The organism is Sphingobacterium thalpophilum (assembly GCF_038396785.1).
In the GTDB taxonomy this organism is placed as follows: domain Bacteria; phylum Bacteroidota; class Bacteroidia; order Sphingobacteriales; family Sphingobacteriaceae; genus Sphingobacterium; species Sphingobacterium thalpophilum_A.
This window is the reverse complement of the sequence record NZ_CP151087.1, coordinates 2756008-2781819: the sequence shown is the minus strand read 5'-3', so window position 1 is coordinate 2781819 and position 25812 is coordinate 2756008. Positions and strand designations below refer to the sequence as shown.

The 25812-nt window shown below is 39.3% G+C and carries 15 protein-coding genes; 7 read left to right on the top strand and 8 right to left on the bottom strand.

Annotated features, from left to right (window positions below; all coding sequences use genetic code 11):
* Positions 1 to 4 precede the first annotated feature (4 nt).
* From AACH28_RS12345 to AACH28_RS12325, 5 genes are all read right to left on the bottom strand, one after another.
* Positions 5 to 3325, bottom strand: a complete 3321-nt coding sequence (locus tag AACH28_RS12345) for a SusC/RagA family TonB-linked outer membrane protein (RefSeq protein ID WP_341833051.1) — start codon at positions 3323 to 3325, stop codon at positions 5 to 7.
* Positions 3326 to 3348: 23 nt separating this feature from the next.
* Positions 3349 to 4512 (bottom strand): ROK family protein, encoded by a 1164-nt coding sequence (locus AACH28_RS12340; RefSeq protein ID WP_120333534.1) that lies wholly within the window; start codon positions 4510 to 4512, stop codon positions 3349 to 3351.
* A 485-nt stretch (positions 4513 to 4997) separates the two neighbouring features.
* Positions 4998 to 6578 (bottom strand): SusD/RagB family nutrient-binding outer membrane lipoprotein, encoded by a 1581-nt coding sequence (locus tag AACH28_RS12335; protein ID WP_312350817.1) that lies wholly within the window; start codon positions 6576 to 6578, stop codon positions 4998 to 5000.
* Positions 6579 to 6589: 11 nt separating this feature from the next.
* The gene (locus AACH28_RS12330) at positions 6590 to 9814 is read right to left on the bottom strand and encodes a SusC/RagA family TonB-linked outer membrane protein (protein WP_312350818.1); all 3225 of its coding nucleotides are present in this window, start codon (positions 9812 to 9814) and stop codon (positions 6590 to 6592) included.
* Positions 9815 to 9867: 53 nt separating this feature from the next.
* Positions 9868 to 11031 carry an ROK family transcriptional regulator gene (locus AACH28_RS12325; protein WP_312350819.1) on the bottom strand — a complete coding sequence of 388 codons (1164 nt, stop codon included), beginning with the start codon at positions 11029 to 11031 and terminating at the stop codon, positions 9868 to 9870.
* 228 nt (positions 11032 to 11259) lie between these two features.
* On the opposite strand from AACH28_RS12325, the gene AACH28_RS12320 reads away from it, so the two are divergent.
* The 4 genes from AACH28_RS12320 to AACH28_RS12305 all read left to right on the top strand — a co-directional run bounded on the left by AACH28_RS12320 (position 11260) and on the right by AACH28_RS12305 (position 16699).
* Positions 11260 to 12471 (top strand): heparan-alpha-glucosaminide N-acetyltransferase domain-containing protein, encoded by a 1212-nt coding sequence (locus tag AACH28_RS12320; RefSeq protein ID WP_312350820.1) that lies wholly within the window; start codon positions 11260 to 11262, stop codon positions 12469 to 12471.
* Between the two features lie 105 nt (positions 12472 to 12576).
* A complete protein-coding gene (gene rpsO, locus AACH28_RS12315) occupies positions 12577 to 12855 on the top strand; it encodes a 30S ribosomal protein S15 (protein WP_046674145.1) in 279 nt (92 codons plus the stop codon).
* 625 nt (positions 12856 to 13480) lie between these two features.
* Entirely contained in the window at positions 13481 to 15667 is a 2187-nt protein-coding gene (gene pnp / locus AACH28_RS12310; protein ID WP_075991035.1) for a polyribonucleotide nucleotidyltransferase, read from the top strand.
* 84 nt (positions 15668 to 15751) lie between these two features.
* Positions 15752 to 16699: a hypothetical protein gene (locus AACH28_RS12305; protein ID WP_341833050.1), complete on the top strand. Its 948-nt coding sequence runs from the start codon at positions 15752 to 15754 to the stop codon at positions 16697 to 16699.
* A gap of 70 nt (positions 16700 to 16769) precedes the next feature.
* Here the strand turns inward: AACH28_RS12305 and AACH28_RS12300 are convergent, their stop codons facing one another.
* Positions 16770 to 17096, bottom strand: a complete 327-nt coding sequence (locus AACH28_RS12300; protein ID WP_046674143.1) for a DUF493 domain-containing protein — start codon at positions 17094 to 17096, stop codon at positions 16770 to 16772.
* 77 nt (positions 17097 to 17173) lie between these two features.
* Positions 17174 to 19456, bottom strand: a complete 2283-nt coding sequence (locus AACH28_RS12295) for a GH92 family glycosyl hydrolase (protein WP_341833049.1) — start codon at positions 19454 to 19456, stop codon at positions 17174 to 17176.
* 147 nt (positions 19457 to 19603) lie between these two features.
* Here AACH28_RS12295 and AACH28_RS12290 point away from each other — a divergent pair, with 147 nt between their 5' ends.
* Positions 19604 to 20614 carry a LacI family DNA-binding transcriptional regulator gene (locus AACH28_RS12290; protein WP_312350683.1) on the top strand — a complete coding sequence of 337 codons (1011 nt, stop codon included), beginning with the start codon at positions 19604 to 19606 and terminating at the stop codon, positions 20612 to 20614.
* On the opposite strand, the gene AACH28_RS12285 is transcribed toward AACH28_RS12290, so the two are convergent.
* On the bottom strand, positions 20604 to 21047 hold the full coding sequence (locus AACH28_RS12285; protein ID WP_407073647.1) for a methionine-R-sulfoxide reductase: 444 nt from the start codon (positions 21045 to 21047) through the stop codon (positions 20604 to 20606). The two genes, AACH28_RS12290 and AACH28_RS12285, sit on opposite strands and share 11 nt — an antisense overlap.
* Positions 21048 to 21483: 436 nt before the next feature.
* Here AACH28_RS12285 and AACH28_RS12280 point away from each other — a divergent pair, with 436 nt between their 5' ends.
* Positions 21484 to 22746: a cytochrome c3 family protein gene (locus tag AACH28_RS12280; protein ID WP_341833048.1), complete on the top strand. Its 1263-nt coding sequence runs from the start codon at positions 21484 to 21486 to the stop codon at positions 22744 to 22746.
* Positions 22747 to 22783: 37 nt separating this feature from the next.
* Positions 22784 to 25798 carry a TAT-variant-translocated molybdopterin oxidoreductase gene (locus tag AACH28_RS12275; protein WP_341833047.1) on the top strand — a complete coding sequence of 1005 codons (3015 nt, stop codon included), beginning with the start codon at positions 22784 to 22786 and terminating at the stop codon, positions 25796 to 25798.
* Positions 25799 to 25812: the final 14 nt, after the last annotated feature.

Here is a 25812-nt window from a genome sequence, read left to right as displayed (position 1 = left end):
AATTTTAGAAACTTGCGCGTAACATTAAACCATAAGTTCTTGTTGCTGGACCTGAACCAGCATTGGTAATTTGTTGTGACCAGTGTGAACCACCTGTCATTTGTTCAGGATCGAGGTGTTTAGCCGTTCTGTAGATGAAGAACAAGTTTCTTCCAAAGGCCGATAAACTGATGTTTTTCGCTTTTAACTTGCGAGCGAAATCTTTCGGAAGCCTATATGCGAGCGAAAGTTCACGCATCTTGATATAGTTGTTTTTCTCTACATAAAGTTCATAACGAGAGTTTCCACCATATTGTGGGCCACCCCAGTTATAGGTTGAATTGAAATAGGTCGCTTGCGAGATGATGTTCGCGTTTTTAGTACCATCTAATAAAACCCCATCCAATAACATACCATCATGATAAACCGTTTCTCCGTTAGGTCCAGTGGAGCCAGTGGTAGCGATTCCTTTTCCTCCGGACAAGTAGTAGCTCAATCCACCATGTTCAGCGTCCATACCCTCTAAGGTTTCTTCTAGCAAACCTCTACTTTTCATCCAGTTGATACCGGTAGGCATAATATGTCCTCCCCAGCGGAAGTCAATTAGAGCGTCCAAAGTGAAATTTTTGTAACTAAAGGAGTTGATGAAGCCACCAATTGCTTTAGGCATGGCATTACCAACTTTTTTATACGTTGTATTATCCAATTGATATAAACCATTTGCGTCAACAACCATTCGTCCTTGATCATCTGTTTTTACCGGCCGCGCGTAAATATCACCCAACGGCTCTCCAACTCTGGAAATAATCTTAGCCGCATCACCATCAATAAATCGGTGCTCTAATTCGGTTGCACCGCCCGCTAATTGCTCTACGTTGTTTCTGTTGAAAGCAAGGTTGACGGTTGTATTCCACTTGAAGTTTTCGCTTTGAACTGGAGTACCGTTAACAACAAATTCCCATCCTTTGTTACGTAATGTACCTACGTTTGCAACAATAGAGCTAGCGCCAGTCGTCATTGGTAAAGAAAAATCTAGGATCTGGTCTTTGATTTGGCCATTGTAATAAGTAATGTCAAATCCTAATCGGCCTTTTAACAATCTAGTTTCTAAACCAAATTCGATTTCATGCTTGGTCTCAGGTTTAATGCGCTCATTTCCGAAGCCGGATGTTGGAACCTGTGTATAAATCACAGATCCTGTTCCTTGATCGCCCAGTGTTTTTTGTGAAAAGCTCAAGGCACTTTGGAAAATATTGGGATAATTTCCGACAATTCCCCATGAACCTCTTAATTTCGCATAATCGAAGATTTCCGGAAGTTTAAACGCATCAGATAAGATTAAACTTGAGTTGACGGATGGATAATACAAAACATTGTTATCTGGGTGCATCTGTGAAATAAGCTCACGGCGTAATGTGCCCTCTACATACCAATAATCTTTAAAACTAAAATTTAAAGTTCCAAAGGTCGCATCTCTTAATGACCAAATTCTAGCTTGTGAGCTTCTGGAATCATTAACAGAGGCTGATAGATCATACCAATTGCGTTGAGATAATCCACCGTTAGTCCAGCCACTAACCGAAAAATCTTGATTTTTTGTCGCGGTATAGCCTACTGCAGCTCCTAACTTAATGTCCTTACTAACTTGCTTTTTATAGGACGCAAGGAGGTCGGTATAATAAATGTTTTGATTTTGATTTTTTGTCGTAAATCCTGATTCGGTGTCAAAACCGTAAAGTAATGGGAAGCGATTAGGGCTTCGGTCTTCAAATCGTGCTGATGTAACGTCAGCAGAGAATCTAGCACGAACAGATAAGTCGTCTGTTATTTGGTAAGTGTTGGTAAATGAACCAATTAAGCGGTTTGAATATTCGTCACTTGTTTTAGCTCGCGTATTCCAATAGTAATCTAATACATCGACTTTATATCCGTTGTGGATTAGATTTTCACCTGGGGTAAGACTTTGATTTGTTCCTGTTACATATTTGTATCCTAGACTCGTTTGATACCGATCTGCATACCAGTCTGGGTTGTCAAAAGTCGAAATCATCCCCGTAAAATTGTTAATCAAGCGGTCCGTCATAAAAGGTCTGTTATGCGTATGCTGATTGATATAATTAACCACAACATCGGTTGTTAGTTTATTCCACAATTTAAATGTTGAGTTAAAATTGACGATGTTCTTTTTGTTATACGAATCGAACGACGTCATCTGATTATCTTGACGAGTAAGGGAGAAACGAACATTTGACGTTTCTGTCGCGTGGCCTAAGGCGAGATTAAGAGATGTGTTGTTGGGATTATTGAAAAACTTTCCATAAGCATTTTGAGCTTCATAAGGCCGCACTTTACCGTCCCAGGTCACCGTTGGTAAACCGTCAAATTTAGGTCCGAAGTTTACCGTTGCAGGTAAAACCCCTCTTGTAACTCCATCTACAGCCCGATCAGCACCATAATAGAAAAATTTATCTTCTGCCTGTCCTCCATTTGCATAAGCTAAGCTATAACCTGGCCCACGTACATTTTGGAATTTGGGTAGGTAAGCAATTTGATCATGTGTATAGTTTGCATTAAAATCAATTGAAAAGCCTGTACCACCCTTATTTGATTTTGTTGTGATAAGGACAACACCATTCATTGCTTCAGATCCATATAATGCAGCAGCTGAGGCTCCTTTTAAAATGGATACTGTTTCGATATCCTCAGGGTTTAAATCCTCAAGGCCATTACCACGAGCACGTTGGTCGCCCCAATAATTGGAGTTATCAAATTTATTTTGGCGCATAGGTACCCCATCAATAATGACTAATGGTTGTGAACCTCCTGTGATAGAGTTAATACCACGGATATTGATATTTACCCCTGAGGTCGCTCCACCTGGAGCAGTTGTAATGCGTACGCCCGGTGCTTTACCATACAGTGCCCCCGCAAAGTTTGGTGAACCGGTTTTTGTTAGTTCTTTGGAATCAATCGTACTCATGGCATAACCAAGCTCTCTAGGTGCTTTTTTGATACCCATGGCGGTAACAACAACTTCTTCAAGGTTAGATTGATCACTGGTTAAGCTTACATTAATTGTTTTGTTGGAACCAACCACAACTTCTTGAGATTTGTAGCCCACCATGGAGATACGCAAAGTTTCACCAGTTGAAGCTTGGATTGTGAAAGATCCATTGCCGCCAGTTTGTGTACCCCTGCTGGTTCCTTTTACGGAGACAGTGGCGCCAGAAATTGGTCCATTAGCATCTGAAACTATTCCAGAAATGCTTTGCTGCGCATAGAGCGATGTAGCACTGAAAAGTGTACATAGCGCCAATCCTGCAGTTTTTTTGTAAAATAGACTCATGTTTTAGGTGTTTGTTAAAAACGTTAGTTAATTATGTTAGTAATATATTTTTCGATGACTAAGGCAGTTGTCCCCTTTTGTTGTGCCCTTTTATGCAGTGTGGAAATTGCCAACGTTGTCTTCCTTGAAATTTTCGGAATACTATATTCATTAATGGCCACTTGAATATGAGGTGCCAGAATATCCCCGATTTCTGCGCCACGGCCACTGATGATTATTTTATCGGGATTTAGAATGTGTATTAATGTCGAAATTCCCTTACCTAGCAAATAGCCGACTTTTCCAATGTTGTTGATCGCTACTTGATCTCCGATTTGGACAGCTTCAATTAATGCGTCGATTTTATTGATGTGTTCATGGGCTAGTTTATCGTAAATGGAATATTCCCCATTTTGTATGTCCCGTTCGGTATTTCGAATGGCCGCACTAATGGATGCCTCCACTTCAAGGCAGCCCCGCTTGCCACATGAACATAAGGTTAATGTGTCTGAAAGTGGAATATGACTAAATTCACCGGCATAACCCGAGGTTCCTTTGAAGATATCGTCATTGATGAGTATTCCTAAGCCTACTCCCCAGTTTAAATTGATCACGAGTGAGTGAGATGAATCTTTTGCTTCACCAAATTTTCGTTCCGCTAAGGCGATACAACGTGAATCATTGTCAATGATGGCCGGAACCTTAAATTTTTGTTCAAATAGTTTTCGAATGTTATATAAGGGCGAATCCTCATTGTATGATTCATTGAGACCTGTTTCCGAATCAACAAAACCGGGCATACTTATTCCAATACCGATTACTTGCGTAATGTCAATGTTGTTGGAAATAATAAAATTGTTTAATGCCTCCAGAATGGACGCGGTTGCCTCCTTATCTCTAAGGTCAATAGGAATATTATTCTGCGACGAAATTGTTTCAGCCTTAAGATTTGAAGAAGATATGGATGTATAAAATTGATCGATAGACACGCTAATAATACTTTGCTGTAAATTTTCATTAAGCATGTATTGTATGGCTTTTCTTCCACCGGTGGATGCTGCATAACCTTTTTCGACAACAACATTCCTTGTCAAGAGATCATTGATCTGCTTGGTGACAGAGGGGATGCTTTTCGATAAAGAATTTGCAATATCTGCAATCGGTTGCATCGGTCTGTAATACAAAATTCTCAAAATTTCGCCGCCCATAATTTAGTTCAATTGTATTAGTATAAATATTGGTTTTCTCTAAGTTTAATAATGGCCGATAAAAATCATTTCATCTGGCTTGGTCTTTCATAGTAACTTGCTTATAGTTGATCAATATGTTTAGATTCTTATAAGCATTGTATGTTAAAGATAAATACACTTTGTGTTAAGTTCAAAATTCTTTTTAAAATTTTTAAAAAGAATTTGATGATAATGAGTTTTTGGTCAAAAGAAGGCTCTTTTTTTTATCTAAAGAAGAAAGGTTGGTGGGCTATTGTAACGAAATTGCTATAATTTTAAATGATATTTTAGGGAAAAATTTCGAATATCATCTCGTTAAATAGGTGTTTTTTTAGTGATGTAGCGCTTATTGCTGTCCGTATAGTTTGATATACTGGTAAAATAAAAGAGCCTGGAAATACCAGGCTCTTTCATAAATCTAAGGGCAATTGTCGCGAGATTTTATTCGTTTAATATGCGATTATTTATTTGACGTCCCAGAAGATTTTAGTTGTTCTTGTGTCTTTCGAACGAACAGCTTCGTAGTTTTCAGAATTTACAGAAATTTCCCCAGTCGGATAAAGAAGTCTTAATGGCGGAGTAGCATAGTTAGCAAGTCCAGCTGTCAAAACAGTGATTTTAGGATAACCTGTTCTTCTATATTCTGACCAAGCATGTTGCGCTTGTAAAAATCCATAATGAACCCATTTTTGCGTTAAAATCAATTCTAATTTCGCAGCTGAAGTTCCGCTATAAGTGGCTGTTGAATTGTCTACGAAATTAGTAATCGTAGCGTCACTAGGTTTATTTTCTGTTTTTATACCTGAAATATTTAGCTTGTTCAAGTAATAGTAAAACGTAACGGACTGTTTAAGTGCCAGATTATAGGCCGCCTTTGCGTCAGTGTCACTTCCCCATCTCAGATATGCCTCCGCTTTTGCAAAGTTTGTTTCAGAGGCAGTAGCAACGATGCCAGGTAGTTTTGCATTATCAAAGAAAGTGGCCGAATCTAATACAGCATATTTTTGATAGTTTGTTAAGATATCGTTCTCCGTAAAGGTGATAGGCATGGCATTATAGTCCTTATTCGGTGTAAATACTTTATCTTTAGTTACACCAAATTTGTCGTAGAATACAGGTATACGGGGATCATTAGCAGGTTTCATTGTTTTATTTAACATATAATCCGTTGCGTATTGATTATTTCCTTCTGTTAATGCATCACGCAATGTCGTCGTATTCGTTGTCAGTGGTTGAAGCAAAATGTCTGTTGTTCCAGGTAGGTAATTTGCGTTAGCGGCACCGTCTACAAGAGGGTAAGTAGATGGATTGTTCAACATTTCTAACACTTCTGTTCTAGCTTTACTCTCATCTACATTAGAAATTCGCATTAACAAACGTAGACGTAAAGAGTTCGTGTAACGTCTCCATTTGTCAATCCCGCCACTATTTAAAATATCGAATTTTGAAAAATCACCAGTAGTAGCTGCTTGACTAAAATAAGTGTTAATTGCTTTTAGATCATTTATAAAAGAATAATATAATTCTTTTTGATCATCAAATTTGGCTTTTTTAGCAATGCTCGTTAATGGTAAACTCCCTGCTTCTGAAAATGGTATATCTCCAAAATTATCGATTAGTTTCGATGCTTCATCGTAAAGAACAACTTTACCTGCTTGAAGGAAAATTTCTTCTTTGGCTTTATTCTCTGGTGTTAAGGCATTGTATGCAGCTTCCATTTTTCTATAGACACCAAGTACTCCGGGAGCATAAAAATCTGTCCAATAACCATAGGAATAGCTGTCTCCAGGTTGATACATTGTATTTCCCGGTATAAATGAAACGGTTTGCGTATAAATTGCTTGATTGGATAGAATAAATGTTCTGTAATGCCAATATGATGGGCGAACTCTATCGTTGTTTAACAAATCCGCAAAGAACCCCGGAATGCTAGCCTCTGTTGTTTGATCGGGATTGTTAAATGCATCTTCCATTTTGGATTTACAACCTGTAAATCCAAGGGTTGATAACGTTAAAAATAATAATATATAAAATGACTTATTCATGATTAATAAGGTTAAAAATTAGCATTCAATGATATACCAAAACTTCTTGTTGCTGTATTGGAACCCACGTCTACACCTTGTGACCACCACTGATTTCCAACTGGTGATTCTGGATCAATATTTTTCAGAGTTCTGTAGAAGTAGAATAGATTTCTACCCAATAGAGAAACTCTCACGTTATTTAATTTGAGTTTTTGAGTAACAGTGGATGGAATTCGGTAGCTAACAGACAGTTCTCGCATTTTGACAAACGAGTTGTCGTATACTGCTCCTTTTTCTGTCCACGAGTCTGCTCCCCATCCGAAAGTGTTCATATAGTATTCTGCTGCACTCAAATGCACGTTATTTTTAGCACCCGTATTTTGATTCACACCATCCAAAGTAACTCCAGTTTCTCTGTACTCCAGGGTGTTTTCATAGGCACCAGTACCCATAGCATATTTTTGATTTTCAGAAACCATTTTACCTCCAAGACGATAATCAACTGTAAAATCCAATGACCAATTTTTGTAATTGAAAGTATTGGTCATACCACCAATTGCTTTTGGTAAAATATTCCCTACATATTTGTACTTCGTTTTGTCAATAACATAATAGCCTTCATCAGATATTAGGTTATTTCCATGTTCGTCTTTGGCAATATCGTAGGCATAGATATTACCTAATTTTTTACCGACTTCAGCGACCACTTTAAGGGAGTTTTCATCCGCACTGTAGAACGTTAACATATCGCCCCCACTATTTAATTTATCTACCATTGTGCGATTGAAAGAATAGTTTAGACGGGTATTCCAGCTGAAATTCTCACGTTGAATAGGTGTTGCTGTTAACGAAACTTCAAGACCATTATTTGAAATACGCCCAACATTTGTCCATTGAGAAGTTGCACCGGCAGATGCTTCAGTTGTTAGATTTAAAATTTGATCATCAATATAGTTGTCATAGTAGCTGACGTCTAAACCTAATCTGTTTTTTAAGAATTTCAATTCCAAGCCATATTCCCATTCATACTTCATTTCTGGCATAAGGCCCAAATTACCATAGCTGCCACTATAAGTTAAAGAAGGGACAGAACCATTGATTGTGGCAATAGCATTTTGGCTGTTTGCTACATTTGCAACATAGATTCCAGCATCATTTCCGACAATACCATAGGAAACACGTAATTTACCAAAATTGAAATTCTGAGATTTTAAGCCTAAAGCATCGCTAAAAATGAAACTTCCGCTAACCGAACCATATTTATAGTTGTTATTGCCAGGAGGCATGGTTGACGAATACTCCGAGCGATAGGTTCCATCCAAATATGCAAAGCCTTTATAACCGATATTGGCCATTCCGAAGTAAGCATATTTAATTTTTTTCTTTCGTTCATTCGTTGTTGTCGCGGGAGCGTAACTATTGCTGATACTAAACCAATTTTCTTTTACAAGGCCACCTTGTGTTGTTGATGATTGGTCATCATAATTTTCTTCCCGTGACTGGAAGCCGGCACTTACGCTATAATCCCAGTCACTATTAATTTTGTTAGCGTAGGTGGCTAACACGTCACCATATAATATGGAATAAAGTCCTTTTGATGTTGAGAACCCACCAGAACTATTGGATGTCGAGTTATAACGTGTAGCATACTCATTGTATTGTTGGTTCGTAATGGCTGCTGAAGTAAAATCATTACCAATTCTTCCTCTTAATTTAAGGTGGTCTACTACGTTCCAATTCAATGTAGCACTTGTTAACAAACGATTTTCTGTCTCGTCGTAATTATTTTTCTTCTGCGACCAGAAATAGTCTAATAAATTGTAAGGACGAATGGAATATTTGAAATCTTCGTCTCTTCCAGTACCAACAGCCGAATATTTATAACCATCGGAAGTTTGATACTTTTCCTTTAATACCGACATGTCCTCTGTGCGGCTGAAAAATCCCCCATAGGAGCCTAATACTTGTCCAAGTAAGGCAGAGCGATTATGTGTTTTTGTGTTTGTATAATTAGCGACGAGATCTAGTGATAATTTCTCGTGCATCTTCACCGTACTGTTTAGGTTGAATGTGTTTCTGCTTTGTTTTGAACCTGGGCTGGTGCTTTTGTAATCCATGCGCGTACCGCTCAGACGATAGTTCACTTTGTCAGTTTGATTGGAAATGGCAAAGTTGATGTTCGAGTTGTAACCTAAATCGAATATGTCCTTGAAGTTGTTTTCGCGGGCTTCGTATTTCTTGGTCGTACCATCCCACCATCTTACTTCTTCACCTGTGAATTTAGGTCCGAAGTTTCCATATGAGCGGAAATATGGACGTCTTCCTGAGGGCGAATCTTTATCTGCTATCCAACCTTCGGCATCGGCACCATTAGCGATGTTTGTTGCAGCATCATAACCAGGACCGTAAATATTTTGGAATCTAGGTAAGAATGCGGCACGTTCGATAGAACCGTTGTAGTTAAAGTCAATGCCTAAACCTCTACCTTTAATTCCTTTTTTTGTTGTGATGACAATAACCCCACTTGCTGCATCAGAACCATATAGTGCACTTGCAGCGGACCCCTTTAAAATAGACATGCTTTCAATATCCGCAGGATTAATATCTAACATACCATTACCACGAATACGTTGATCGTCCCAATAGTTGTTGTTGTTGGCTCCTTTAGTTCCATATTGTTCATCATTACGGATAATTACACCATCTACAACATATAGCGGTTGACGTTGATAATTTAGGGAGTTAATGCCACGGATTTGAACATTCACAGCACTTGATGCTCCGCCAGGTGCCGTTGTTATTTTTACTCCTGACACTTTACCATATAAGGCTGACCCTATATTTGTATTTCCCGCTTTGGTAATTTCCTCTGCTTTGATGGTACTTACAGCATATCCTAGGGCTTTAGAGTCGCGCTTGATACCCATCGCAGTTACAACAACTTCATCTAATGCTGAAGCATCCTCAGTTAAGGAGACTTTAATCGATTTAGCAGAAGTAACCGTAATTTCTTGCGTGCGGTAACCGACAATAGAAATACGTAATACTTCTCCCGGAGCGGCTTGAATCGTAAAGGCTCCACTTGCATTTGTTTGGGTTCCTTTGGTAGTACCCTTAACAGAAACTGTCGCTCCTGAAACAGGACCTTTCGCGTCTGTTACTGTACCAGTAATGGTTTGTTGTGCGTAAAGCGAGGTGGCGCTAAATAGCGTACACAATGCTATACCTGTTGCTTTTTTGTAAAATAGACTCATTTTTTAATGATTAGTATGAATTACAATAAGTAAATGATTAGTGTGGTTATTTATTAAATTAAAATTTTATTGATATGGTTTTCGACTACAATTGCTGCAGTGCCTTTGATTTGTGCGTGTTTGTTTAAAGCTGACATCTGGATATTCGTTGTTTTTGCAATCTCAGGGATACAAAATTCATTGATGGCAATTTGTATTTGCGGATTCAAAATCCTTCCTAATTCTGCACCTCTTCCGCTGACAATAATTTGTTTTGGATTAAGAATATGGATGAGTGTTGATATGCCTTTACCCAGCATGTAACCTATTTTTCCTAAATTATTGATCGCAATTTGATCCCCTACATGCGACGCCTCAATTAGAGCATCTATTTTGTTGAGATTGCTTTTTACAAAGGTGCTGTAAATTGAATATTCGTTATTTTGGATATCAGCTTCCGTTCTTCGAATGGCAGCATCCAACGACGCTTCCACTTCAAGGCACCCTCTTTTTCCGCAAGAACATAAGGTGTTGTCATCCGAAAGTGGGATATGGCTAAATTCTCCCGCAAAACCAGACTCTCCTTTAAAAACAGAGCCATTAATAATAATACCCAATCCTACACCCCAATTTAAGTTGATAATCAGCGAATGATCAATACCTTTAGCCGCCCCAAATTCTTTCTCTGCTATAGCGATACATCTGGAGTCGTTTTCTATGACAGTAGATAGCTGATATTTTGCTTCTATGCTATCTTTTATGCGATATAGCGGATGATTATGGGGATAAGATTCATTGACACCTAACTCGGAGTTTACAAATCCTGGTATGCTAAGACCAATGCCAATTATTTTATTTCTATTGATTCCTGACAGTTCTAAAATCGATTCAATTTCACCCAATAGTAAATCAGAAGAATTGCTAGCCTTTAATTCTAAAGGAATATCGCGGTGTTCGATGATTTTTTGCTGATTGAGATCTGTAATGGTAAATGTAGAGAAATGCTGATCGGCTGAAATCGTTAAAATATAAAAATTCAGCGCTGGATTAATTGCGAACTGTAAAGGACGTCTTCCACCAGTGGATTCCGCAAAACCACATTCAACAATTATCTTTTCTTCGAGTAAACGATTGATTATTTTTGTGATGGAAGGTGTACTCTTGGCGAGTTTTTTGACCAGCTCTGCAATAGAAAGCGCAGAATCAAAATAAAGGATTTTCAGTATTTCTTTTTCCATCAGTTTGTGTGGTTTCTAAAAGTTGATTAAACTTTTGTTAAAGATATGTTAAATCGTATATAAGATCAAAATACTTTTTAAAAAACTTTAAAAAGTTGCCGCTACGCTTTGTTTTTTTTATTTTTTCTTTAACAATCTGCCTTCCTGTTTATGCCATTAAATTGTGGATTGCGCATAAAAATGAAGGTTAAATACGTTATATTTACCTTTTAATTATACAATCTGATTATGAAACAACGCTATTACTCCTTGGATGTCTTTCGTGGGGCTACTGTGGCACTGATGATTATGGTGAATAATCCGGGGACATGGGCTCATATGTTTGCACCGCTAAAACATGCAGAATGGCATGGATGTTCACCTACAGACCTGGTCTTTCCTTTTTTTCTTTTCGCAGTAGGTAATGCCATGTCTTTTGTTATACCTCGTTTACAGGAGGCGGGACCTGCAGTATTTTGGCAAAAAGTAATTAAACGGACGGTCCTCATTTTTGCGATTGGACTTTTCATCAATTGGTGGCCTTTTGTGAAATGGGATGGTGCGGAGCTGGTTTTTAAGCAATGGGTAGACGGAACGGATCCGAGCCGGGGAATCCGGATTTTCGGTGTACTCCAACGCATCGCAGTTGCTTATTGTTTTGCTTCGATTTTAGCTTATTATTTTAAAGAAAAAACCATCATCTGGATCTCAGCAATCATACTGTTGTTCTATTGGGCAATCTGTGCAATAGCCGGAGGAGCAGATCCCTATAGCTTGGAGGGCTGGTTCGGTACAAAGTATGATATAGCAATCCTAGGTTTGCCGCATGTTTACAAAGGGGAGGGGGTGCCATTTGATCCTGAAGGGCTGATGAGTACCTTGCCGACAATTGTTCAGGTCGTCTTTGGCTATTTAGTTGGTGTATTTATTAAAAAGCAAGGTCAGGTGGATTGGCTGTGGTCCAAAGTACCGGCCTCAAGTGAACCTCATTTTAAATTGCTGGCGGGAATGTTTGTGACCGGATTTATTTTGGTCGTACTGGCTTGGATATGGGCCTTGGGTTTTCCGATCAATAAAAAAATATGGACGAGTTCCTATGTGCTCTATACAACAGGTTTGGCAACCATGACACTCGGTGGTATGATCTGGTTTATTGAAGTGCAGGGCGTCAAAAATAAATTGACACAGTTTTTTGATGTTTTTGGTAAAAATCCGTTATTCATCTTTGTATTGAGCGGTATTCTACCACGCTTCTTAGGATTGTTCCGTATTCCTGATGGTGTAAAAGAAGATGGTACACAAAAATACCTCGACGCTTTTGCCTGGTTTTATAAATATGTGTGCGCGAAAGTGCCTGGGATACCAGAAGTTGGTTCTTTTGTTTATTCGCTATGTTTCTTAACGTTGATGTGGGTAATCTGCTATTGGTTGGACAAGAAGAAAATCTACGTAAAGGTTTAGTAGTAGCTGAACCTTTGCTTATTAAATTATTTTTGGCAACCGAAGATTTTTGCTATCTTTGCAGCCAATTAATAAAATTTTTAACGCTTTAATATTATTCAGGAAATGTATTTAAGTAAAGAGTACAAAGCTGATATCTTCGCAGAATTTGCTGGATCAGCTACAAACACAGGATCTACTGAAGGTCAAGTTGCTTTATTCACTAAGAGAATTGCTCACTTAACTGAGCACTTGAAAAAAAACAGAAAAGATTTCGGTACACAACGTGCCCTACAAATGTTAGTAGGTAAACGTCGTTCATTATTAGCTTATCTTTACAAAAAAGATATCAACCGTTACCGTGCGATCATTAAAGGTCTAGGTTTACGTGATATTATCAAATAAGCTTTAATACAAAGGTGTTAAGAAAGCCATCCAATTTTTGGATGGCTTTTTTTATTGTGTTTATCGTGCCCGAATTGTTATTGTATTTTTCGCGTCAGCATGGTCTTTTTCTGTTCGTCATGGCCTTTTGTAGTTGTTCAGGACTTTCTTAGGTTAGCGGACGACATTGGCCTATTTATCCCTTACTTCAGTTTCACTATTTAGTCTTTATTTAATTGCTTTTTCCTCGGAGCTTGCTCGCTATTTCTTCGCTTCCAACCGAAGAAGTACCGAACAAGCTCCGAACAAGTACCGAAGAAGCACCGAGGAATCTCCGAAAATGATAGCCATGTTTTATATTTGTCTTATATTGTTTTATACTGCGCAATAGGCTAGATTCCTCTTTATAAATGATCGGCCTTTGGAGGCCTTTTTCGAAAAAGTAAGAGAACTTGAGAAGACTTCAATCGATTCATTGGCTGACAGACTGGGGCAATTGCTACCGTATTCCGAGGGTTTGATGATTTAGCCTGCTGTGAATTGCATTAATCTTAATATTTTAATTTACCTTTGTGCTGAAATCTAATGTATTTAAAATATTGGCATGCTGCCAACAAGATGAAAAGCATGTCGCAAACAAGATTAAATGAATTACAACGAAATTAAAACGACCATCGATATGGGTAATGGCACCCAGATCGAATTGTCTACAGGGAAATTGGCAAAACAGGCTGATGGGGCTGTAGTATTAAAACAAGGTGATACGATGTTGCTTGCAACAGTTGTTTCAGCTAAAGAAGCGAAATCTGGCGTTGATTTTTTACCCCTTTCTGTAGATTATCAAGAAAAATATGCGGCAACTGGCCGTATTCCAGGAGGTTTCTTACGTCGTGAGGCTAGATTGTCAGATTATGAGGTATTGATCTCACGTTTGGTAGACCGTGCATTACGTCCTTTGTTCCCTGAAAATTATCACGCAGATACACAAGTTGCAATCAGCTTGATTTCGGCAGATAAAGATATTATGCCTGACGCTTTAGCAGGTTTGGCGGCTTCTGCAGCTATTGCTGTTTCTGATATTCCTTTCAATGGACCAATTTCTGAAGTTCGTGTTGCGAAAATTGACGGTCAGTTAGTGATCAACCCAAAATTGTCTGAGCTTGAAAATGCAACTTTAGAGTTTATTGTTGCTGGTTCGGCACAGGATATCGGTATGGTTGAAGGTGAAGCGAAAGAAATTTCTGAAGCTGAAATGGTAGAAGCAATTGCTTTTGCTCATGAAGCTATCAAAAAACAAGTTGCTGCTCAGGTAGAACTGGCTAACTTAGTTGGTAAAACTGTGAAGCGTGAGTATAACCACGAGCCTGAAAACCTTGAATTGAGAGATGCTATTTTTGCAGCTACTTACGATAAAGTTTACGCTATTGCAAAATCTGCTTCTGCCAAACATGACCGTTCTGAGAATTTCGCAAAAATCGCGGAAGAGTACAGAGCAACAATGCCCGAGGAATTGGATGATGATACCGCATTCTTATTTAAAAAATATTTCCACGATGTTCAGTATGATGCTGTCCGTAACCTGGTTTTGGATGAAGGTATGCGTTTAGATGGCCGTGATGTACGTACTGTACGTCCGATCTGGTCTGAAGTAGATTACTTGCCTGCTGCACACGGTTCGGCTGTATTCACACGTGGTGAAACACAATCATTGACTTCGGTTACTTTAGGTGCTAAAGACGATGAGCAAATGATTGATGGTGCTTTTATCAACGGTTATAACAAATTTATTCTTCACTACAACTTCCCTGCATTCTCTACAGGTGAGGTAAGACCTAATAGAGGTCCTGGCCGTCGTGAAGTTGGTCACGGTAACTTGGCTATGCGTTCATTGAAACAGGTACTTCCTGCAGACAGTGAAAATCCATATACGATCCGTGTTGTTTCTGATATCTTGGAATCAAATGGATCTTCTTCAATGGCTACGGTATGTGCTGGTACATTAGCACTTTTGGATGCCGGTGTGAAATTGAAAGCGCCAGTTTCAGGTATTGCCATGGGATTGATTTCTGATGAGAAAACTGGTAAATACGCGATCTTATCGGATATCTTAGGTGATGAAGATCATTTAGGGGATATGGACTTTAAAGTAACTGGTACAGAAAAAGGTATCGTTGCTTGTCAAATGGACTTAAAAATCAATGGTTTGAAATGGGAAGTGTTGACGCAAGCTTTGGATCAAGCAAAAGAAGCGCGTTTACACATCTTAGGTGAAATGAAGAAAACAATTTCTGCTCCACGTGAAGACTACAAACCACATGCACCTCGTATCGTTCAATTGTTGATCGATAAAGAATTTATTGGTGCTGTAATCGGACCAGGCGGTAAAATTATCCAAGAGATGCAACGTGAGACCGGTGCTACAATTTCGATCGAAGAAGTTGATAACAAAGGTGTTGTTCAAGTATTCGCAGATAATAAAGCCGCTATCGATGATGCCGTAGGTCGTATTAAAGCAATCGCTTCTAAACCAGAGATTGGTGAAACTTACGAAGGTAAAGTGAAATCAATTATGCCATTCGGTGCTTTCGTTGAAATCATGCCTGGTAAAGATGGTTTATTGCACATCTCTGAAATCGACTGGAAACGTCTTGAAACAATGGACGGTATTTTCAAAGAAGGTGATAAAGTAACGGTTAAATTGTTGGATATCGACAAACAAGGTAAGATGAAGCTTTCGCGTAAAGCGTTATTGCCTCGTCCTCCGAAAGAAGACAAACCAAAGCAGGATAAACCTGCCGGTGAAGCTCCTGTAGCTGGTGCTGGACAAGAATAAGTTTATTCCTTTCAAATGATATGAAAAGCTCGCTTTAAGCGGGCTTTTTTTATGGAAAATAAGACTTACCTACATCTTTATCCTATGAAAAGTATACTGCGTTTGTTTCTGTTTAAACCTGGTCAGATTTTGGTGTTTGTCCTCATGCATGGGTCAGTTTATGGTCAGCGGTCTTATGGGGATAAATTTCAGAAGCTATCTGCCACTGTCCAGCATTATGCAGCTAAAAATAATATGATCTTGCCCAAGGGGCGTTATGAGTTTTATACACTGGATCGTGCCATTTTGTGGTCCTATAAACAGGATTTATTTTGGCCTCTTAATAGGTTAATCTTAAAGGATAAAGCTATCAGAGATTCAATGAGAGACGAGCTTTACATTAATTTTGATCGGGAATATAACCGCTTTGTGATGGATGCGTATGAAAGCCCTTATAAATTTAACGAGGCGAGACCATTTGAAGCACTTTCCGTGCAAGGCTCATTCAGAGGTGGGATGTCACCGCTTGTGGAGCGTTTGTCCAAGTTTTTATTGGATCATCAAGGACGCTGGGGCTTCAATCTGTCTTCTTTTACCTTATATATGGGTCGTGAGCGTAGTGTTGTGCCCTTAGCATACGATGGCGAGCCAGAAGTAGTGAAATTGCTCAAGCAATTTTTTGAGGAGGCCAAGATTCCCCATAAACCTGGTATTTACTATGGGAATCCAATGTATTGTTCGTATCGATTTGACTGGATGGCTAATAAAAATAAAGAGATTACGCTCGATTGTGCGGTATATAAAGACTATTTTAATATACTGTTTAGTGAAACGAAGTTATATGCGCTGGGAAGGGCTTGGAATAGCGTGAATGGACAAATGTCTTTTTTTTATGATCGGAAAAATAGCTGGAAACAGTTTGCTGCCCGGCGGGATGTCAAACGAATTTTGGATTTTTTAAATGAGGAGACTGCTGTTAAACTATTCAAGTTGCACTATGCTAGTAAAAGATTTAGCGGCGATTATTGGCTTGATGTCGTTATGCTAAAATAGGGAGGAGTTAGGTTAATATGTAGATCAGAAAACAAGTCAGGCTGTCAATTCGACAGTCTGATTTGTTCTTTTATAACATGATAACACCTTTTATCTTCGCTACTTCTTTGTAGTAGTAGATGACCTGATCGGCGTCTTTTACGTTCAAGTTTACCGTAATTGAAGTATACTTACCTGTTTTGGAGTCCTTGAAGTCAAACTGAGCACCTGTGTCATCAAATACGCTCTGGATCTGATTGAAGTGGTCCTGATCTTTTGGTAAGATAAATTTATACGTATAGTCCTTTGGAAATGTTTCTAAGTCTTCTAAGCGCTCTTTGAAAGTTTCATAGAAGTCTTTTGGATTATCACCTCCGTCAGGGATATCTTGTATATTGATGTTTTTGTAATCTGCCATGTTTTATTTCTCCTTAAATATGTTATTAGGGTATTAACAAATATTAATCCAGTAATGTTTTACTGACAATTTTTCAGTTAATTATTGTCAATACTTGAAGGCCAATCGGCTTTGTTTTTACCAAAGTTTTTGTTTGGTGTAGCACTCATCTCGATTTCCATCTGTCCGCCTTCTAAAAGCTGTGCATGTGTAATGAACGACTTAGCATAAGGTCTACCATTCAATTTGATCGATTTAATGTATTGATTTGATTTACCTTGATTTTTAACATCGATCGCTAACGTTTTGCCATTTGGTAAATTGATGTTCGCATGTTGCATCATCGGTGATCCGAAGACATAAACACCACTCATTGCATTCAGTGGATAGAAGCCCATCGCTGAGAACACATACCAGGCACTCATTTGTCCGACGTCATCATTGCCACATAGACCAGCTGGACTGTTTGTGTAAAACTCCGTCATCGCTTTACGGGCTAAGGCTGCACCTTTCCAAGGTTGTCCAGCGTAAGCATATAAGTAAGGGATATGGTGATTTGGTTCGTTCCCTTGCGCATATTGGCCGATTAGTCCTGAAATATCTGGAGAAGCTTCACCACCAAGATCCGATGACATGGTCGTAAAATAATCCAGTTTTTTCAAAAATTTCTCCTCGCCACCGAAAAGATTGATCAGACCTTTGACATCTTGAGGTACTAACCAGGTATATTGCCATGCATTTCCTTCGCAATAATCATTCTCACGGTGTTTGGCCATCAATGGGTCGAAAGGTCTGCGGAAGTCGCCATTGGCTTTTTTACCGACGAAATGACCTACTTCTTTGTCAAAATACTGCTCATATAGTTTGTAACGTTTTTTGAAATAGGCAGCGTCTTCTGTTTTACCTAGTTTTTCAGCAATTTTATAGGCACCAAAGTCGGCAATCGCATATTCTAATGCCCATGCTACAGATTCATTCGGCATGCTGTCGATCGGGATATAAGTCAGTTCACGAGCATATTTGAGGCCGTGATCGTTGCCCATGGCTGTGGTTTTTACAGCTTCCCAAACCAAAGGATAATCTTTCTCGTCAATAATCCCTTTTAAGAAGGCATCCGCAATGACTGGAATCGCAGGTAATCCAACCATTGTATTGGTTTCATTACCTTGTAAGTGCCACATGGGCAATTTACCTTGTTGTTGATAGATCGCCAACATGGTTTTGATAAAATCCTGGTTGATTTTACGATCCTCCAAGATCGTCATCAAAGGATGAAGGCCACGGTAAGTATCCCAAAGCGAAAATACCGTATGGTTGACAAAATCCTGTTTCTCGTATACTTGTTTGTCAGTTCCTAAATAATCGCCATTGGCATCGTTGAAGATGGTAGGAGCGAAGTAGGTATGGTATAATGCCGTATAGAAGATTGTCTTCGTATCTTTGTCGGCTTCAAATTGAATCTTATTTAAGGTTTTATTCCAACGCTGATCGGCTTCTTGTTTTACTTTTTCAAAATTCCAGCCCGGGATCTCTGCATTGATATTATTCAGGGCATTGGTCGAGCTTACTGGAGAAATACCGACTTTAAGTTCGATGGTTTTGTTTTTAACAGCATCAAAGAATAAAGCCGCTTTGATTGCCTGTCCTTTAAATGTTGTTTGGCCTAATTTTTCTTCTTTACCGTCAAAAAATCTTACTTTTTGTATCGGCTGGGAAGTTCTGATGGCAAAATACAATTTTTGGTCAGCTGCCCATCCTGTTGAAAAGCGGTAACCAACAAAGGTCGAGTCGTTCACCTGTTTGATGTAGGTGTCTGTCGGTTTATCCCAATTGATATGGTAGCCTAAGTCGACCAAAATATGCGCATTGTCTGTTTTTTCATAGCGATATTGGTGATAGCCAACACGTTCGGTTGCTGTCAGGTTGGCCTGTACCTGATAGTCATCTAAATAAGCGCTATAGAATCCGGGTTTGGCAACCTCATTTTCCTTTTTGAAGGAAGAGCCATAACCTGTATTCATTTTATTGAATTCCGCTGGCGTTAATTGTAATTTTCCGTTGGCTGGAACGATCATGAGGTCGTTGAGGTCACCGATACCTGTTCCGCTCAGGTGTGTATGGGTAAAACCCAAAATTTCCTGGCTTTTGTAATTGTATCCACTGCACCAGTCCCATCCGTTGAACTTGTCCCAAATCTGTGGAATTTGGGTAGGCCCCAATTGTACTGCACCTAAAGGTACGTTGGCACCAACAAACACGTGGCCATGATCCGCGGAACCAATAAAGGGGTTGACATATTGTGTAAGATTTTGCTGGGCTTGCGCACAAAATGGCAAAATTAGTGTGCCCAACACTGTTTTGAATAGTTTATTTCCTGTCATAGGTTTTGTTCGGGTATTTGAAAACTGCTTAAAATTAGTAAATAAAACCTTTTAGCGCAATTTTATTATTATTTTAGTAAATTGTCGTTAAATTTTTTACTTTAGTAAGCTTCGTAATAAAAAACTTAACAAACCTACTACTACTACATGAAGAAACGTATTCTGATCAGTGATATCGCAAAGGCGTTGGGGATTTCTGTAACTACTGTGTCCTTTATTTTGAATGATAAGGCAAAAGAAAAGCGTATTAGTGAGGCTTTGACTAAGCGGGTTTTGGACTATGTCAAAAAGGTCGGCTATAAGCCCAACGAATTGGCGAAAAGTCTGCGCACAGGGAAGACAAAGATTTTGGGTTTAATTATCGAAGATATTTCCAATCCCTTTTTTGGGAATATTGCTCGTCTGATCGAAAGTAAGGTCTATGAGCAGGGCTATCGTATTATTTATTGTAGTACCAACAATGATGTAGAAAAAGCGAAAGAGTTAATCCAGATGTTTTACGATCGTCAGGTAGATGGTTTTATTATTACGCCTTCCGATGGTTTGGAAGATACCGTAAAACAGTTGCAGCAGAATAATATTCCGGTTGTGCTCTTTGACCGTTATTTTCCGGGGCTTGAAACAGACTATGTTGGTGCAGACAATTTTCAGGGGGCCTTTGATGCCAGTAACCATTTGTGTCAACAAGGTTATAGACGTATCGGATTTGTATCGCTCTATTCGGATCAGACCCAAATGAAAGAGCGTTCAGATGGCTATATGAAGGCTATGGATAATAATAAGCAACAAAGTTTTATTCAAAAGATTCAGATGGATGCTTCGGATGAGGAAGCAATGGAACTATTGCAGGAGTTTATCTGTGAAAACAGACTGGATGCCGTTTTGTTCTCTACGAACTATCTGGCGATTTCGGGTTTGAAGGCTTCCAAAAAATTTAATTTTACGATGCCGGCGGTGATTGCTTTTGACGACCATACGGTTTTTAAGCTGGTCGAACCTGCTATTACGGTTGTTTCGCAGCCGATCAAGGACATTGCGGAGAATCTGATCAATATTTTGTTGCTGCGTCTTCAGGGCAAAATAAAAGCAACACGTAGAATGGTGTTGCCTTGTGAACTGAAAGTTCGTGAGTCGACTAAAGTGAAAGCTACTTCGTAGTATCGGCTACAAATTTCATTGAAATAGAATTAACGCAGTGACGCGTGTTTTTTGTCGTAAAGCCTTCTCCGAGGAATACGTGGCCTAAATGCGCGCCACAGTTACTACAAAGGATTTCAGTGCGGCGGCCATCTGCATCGGTGATCCTTGTAATTGCCCCAGGAATTTCATCATCAAAACTTGGCCAGCCACAGCCGGATTCAAATTTTGACTCCGAACGGTATAGTGGGCTGTCACAACGGCGGCAGATATAAGTTCCTTTGAGCTTATTGTCTAAAAGTTCGCCGGTAAAAGGCCGTTCAGTTCCCTTATGTATAATAATGTATTCCTCTTCTTTACTTAACGGGTTGTATTTTTTGTTTGTTTCCATTGTTGTCGTGTGTTTGGTGTTGAAGCTGGCTTTACTAGGAACTACGCAATAAGAATGAGCTATTCCTTCTATATAAAGATATTATCCAGATTCTTTTATTGTTAGTTTGCGACTTGACCCTGAACATCTCCATTCATTTTGAAAAAGTTCTCCATTCATCTTGATAAAGTTACGGAAATTAAGTCGAAAAAAAACCTTTTGTGTCTTCTGCGATCTGTTATTTTGAGTATTTTAAATTGTCATGGAATTGTCTTATATTTGAGTGGCTATCCAAATGAAAAGTTGTAGCGATGGAACCACTTTAATAGCTTAATGCTGTTTTTATCCTTGTTTAAACGCATTTGTTTAGAATGATTATAAATTGATATTAAAGGTCACAAAATTGTCAGCGATTTGTTAATAAATCATACTTTTGTGGCATTGTTAGGGGGGTAGTGGCTCCTTTAACCATGGGAGTTAATTTTTTACATTCACAAATAAATAGTATAAAGTGCTAAATATGAGAACTATCTCATCCGTTTTGGGAAGCCTTGCGAGGGTGGTGTCAACGAGTTTGATGCTATTATTTGCCGTTACGACGTTGCATGCGCAAGATGTCAAGGAAGGTGAAAAAATCTTCAAATCTAAGTGTACATCCTGTCACGCCATTGACAGAAAAGTGGTTGGTCCTGCTTTAAAGGGGATTCCAGAGACGAAAGACGAAGCTTGGTTAGTCAAGTGGATCAAGAACTCTCAGGCTTTAATTGCGTCTGGCGATGCTGATGCAGTTAAAATCTTCGAAGAGAACAACAAGCTTGTGATGACTTCTTTTACTGATTTATCTGACGATCAGATCAAGTCGGTATTAGTGTATATCACAGATGCTTCTAAGGAGAAACCGAAAGAGGCTGCTGCTGGTGGCGCTGGAGCTAAAGATGATAACGCGTCTATGTTCATGATTTTGGGCTTGATCGCAGTTGTTGTTTTGGCTGTTGTCGTTATCGTGGTGTTGAATCGTGTGATCCGTACCTTAGAAAATGTAATTGCTAAGAACCAAGAAGCTATTGCTGCGCAACAAGAGCCAGAAGATAGCCAACGTTTTGTGAAGTTTGCGAAAGCATTCGTTAAGAACAAGAAGTTGGTTGGCTTTACAGTCTTGATGTTAGTTGCATTATTAGCTGTAGGTGGTTGGAAAACAATGTGGAACGTTGGTGTTCACCAAGGCTATCAGCCGGTTCAACCAATTAAGTTCTCTCACCAAATCCACGCTGGTGTTAACAAAATTGAGTGTCAATACTGTCACGGTGGAGCATTTAAATCTAAAAATGCGTCTATTCCATCGGCCAACGTATGTATGAACTGTCACAATACAATCACTGCTTCAGAGCATTATGATGGTGAAATTTCTCCGGAAATTGCTAAAATCTATCGTGCATTGGATTGGAATCCTGATACGCGTACTTACGGTAACAATCCGAAACCAATTCAATGGGTTCGTATTCACAACTTACCTGACTTTGCTTACTTCAACCACTCACAACACGTTGTGGTAGCTGGTGTTGAGTGTCAAACTTGTCACGGTCCAATCCAAAATATGGAAGAAGTATACCAATACTCTCCATTGACGATGAAATGGTGTGTTGATTGTCACAAAAAGACAGATATCAAATCGGATAACAAATACTATGAAGATTTGATTAAAGCACACGAAAGAATTAAGAAAGGTGAGAAAATGACTGCAGCCATGATCGGTGGTCTTGAGTGTGGTAAGTGTCACTATTAATAATTATTTGAAATACGCAATCTTATATACAGCTTAAATGGATAGCAATAAAAAATATTGGAAAGGTTTGGAAGAGTTAAATCAAACTCATGCTTTCGTTGAAGGAAGCAAGGGTGAGTTTGCCGAATCTATTCCTGTAGAAGATGTATTAAACGAAGCTGGCTTGAGTACTAAAACTCCTCGCCGTGACTTCTTGAAAGCATTAGGATTTGGTTTGGGTGCTGTTTCTTTAGCGGCTTGTAACCGTACTCCTGTGCATAAGGCAGTTCCTTATTTGATTAAACCTGAAGAGGTAACTCCAGGTATCCCTAACTATTATGCTTCGACGTTCAACGGTCAAAGCATCTTGGTTAAAACTCGTGAAGGTCGTCCGATCAATGTTGAGCCTAACCCGAATGCAATTGGTTTGAACCAAGGTTTGGATTCAACGACTGCTGCTTCTGTATTGGATTTATATGATGAGTCCAAATTGAAACAGGCGCAATTGAAAGGTCAAGATGTTGAGTGGTCTAAATTGGATGGGGAGGTTGTTAAAGCTTTGAATGCAGCAGCATCTTCTGGTAAACAAATTACGATCGTTTCTAACACCGTAAACAGTCCTTCAACGTTGGCGGCTATCGCTGCTTTCGCAACGAAATTCCCAACAGTTAACCATGTACAATACGATGCTGTTTCTTACAGCGGTATTATCGAGGCGAATAAAGCTTCATTTGGTAAAGCTGTTGTCCCTTCATACAATTTTGAAAAGGCAAATGTGATTGTTTCCGTTGCAGCTGATTTCTTAGGAACTTGGTTAGCAGGTGAGGAGCATACACAACAATACGCTAAAAACCGTGATTATAAATCGTTGAAAAACGGCAAAATGTCACGTCACGTGCAATTTGAGTCTGGTCTTTCCATGACGGGTACAAATGCGGATGCACGTATCGCAATCAAACCTTCGGAAGAAGGTGCTACATTGGTTGCTTTATATAATGCAATCACTGGTCAGTCTTTGGCTGGTGCTACTGCAAACAAAAAAGCACAAAAAGGTGTCGCTCTAGCGGCGAAAGAATTGGTGAACAGCAAAGGCGCAGCAGTTGTTGTTGCTGGATCTAACGATGTCAATGTACAAGTATTAGTGAATGCAATCAACGTTGCATTAGGTGCTTACGGTACAATCATCGATTTGGATAACTATTCTAAACAATACCAAGGTTCGGATTCTTCGTTCCAAGCTTTCTTAGCAGCAGCGAAATCAGGTCAAGTTGGTGTTGCGTTCTTCTTGAATAGCAACCCGGTGTATGACTACTTCAAAGCAGATGATGTAAAAGCGGCGTTGAAACAAGTTCCTTTCACCTTATCATTTTCGCAACGTGCGGATGAAACAGCTTCTGAATTGACCGCGATTGCTCCAGCAAGTACGTTCTTGGAATCTTGGGGTGATGCGAATCCAAAAGAAGGTTTGTTCTCTATCGTTCAACCAACAATTAATCCTGTTTTCAAAACACGTCAAGCTGAGCAAAGCTTATTGACTTGGGCAGGAAATGATACCGATATGTACAACTTCGTTAAGAACTTGTGGTCTACACAAATCTTAGCAGGTTCTACGAAAAACTGGGATGCTGTATTGCAAACTGGTTTTGAATATAAAGGTGCTAAAGCGGCAACAGCTCCTGCATTTACAGGAAATGCAGCAGCAGCAGCTTCGGCAATTGAGGCATCAAGCAAAGCGATTACAGGTGAGTTTGAATTGAAACTTTATGAGCCTGCTGGTCTTCGTGACGGTCGCTACGCAAACAACGCTTATTTACAGGAATTGCCTGACCCGGTTTCTAAAGTAACTTGGGACAACTACGCTGCGCTTAACCCGAAAGATGCTGAGAAATTAGGTTTGGGTGAAGATGGTAAAGTAACTGTAAAAGCAAATGGTGTTGAATTGGAATTGCCAGTTGTACAACAACCAGGTCAAGCACAAGGAACAGTTTCAGTTGCTGTAGGTTACGGCCGTACAAAAGTTGGTAAAGCAGGTAATGAAGTTGGTAAAAACGCATTCCCTTTTGCTTCTATCATCAATGGTACAGTACAAGGTGTTGCTAAAGCAACTGTAGCGAAAGCGTCTGGTACTTACCAATTGGCACAAACACAAACACACCACACGATCGAAGGTCGTAACGTTATTCGTGAAACGACATTTGCGAAATATCTGAAAGATCCTAACTCTGAGGCAGGCCGCTTTACGGATAATCACAAAACATACGATTTGTGGAACAAATATGAGCAACCTGGTCACAAATGGGTGATGGCGATCGACTTGAACGCATGTACAGGGTGTGGTGCTTGTATCGTTGCTTGTAACGTTGAAAATAATATTCCTGTTGTAGGTCGTGATGAGGTTCGTCGTCGTCGTGAAATGCACTGGTTACGTATTGACCGTTACTATACAATCGAAGGAAAAGATCAAGATCTTACAAAAGAGAAAGAAATTGCGAGAGCTTCGGCTGATTTGGATTTCGAAGATATCACTGTTGTTCACCAACCGATGTTGTGTCAACACTGTGGTCACGCACCTTGTGAAACGGTTTGTCCAGTATTGGCAACAGTACACTCTTCAGAAGGTTTGAACCATATGGCATATAACCGTTGTTTTGGTACACGTTACTGTGCGAACAACTGTCCTTTCAAAGTTCGTCGTTTCAACTGGTTTGCATACTGGAATGATTCACGTTTTGACAACTACTTGAACAATGAGTTCACACAATTGGTATTGAATCCAGATGTTGTTACTCGTTCACGTGGGGTAATGGAGAAATGTTCAATGTGTATCCAACGTATTCAAGCAGGTAAATTACAAGCTAAGATTCAAAATCGCAAAGTTAAAGATGGCGATATCCAAATGGCTTGTCAACAAGCATGTTCTGCAAATGCAATTATCTTTGGTGATGCAAATGATCCAGAATCAGAAGTATCTAAAGCATTACGCAACGAGCGTGTTTATTACGTACTTGAGGAAATCAATGTTCAACCGGGTATCGGTTATATGACAAAAGTTAGAAACACTTTTGAGGCGTAATCTTGTACAATATT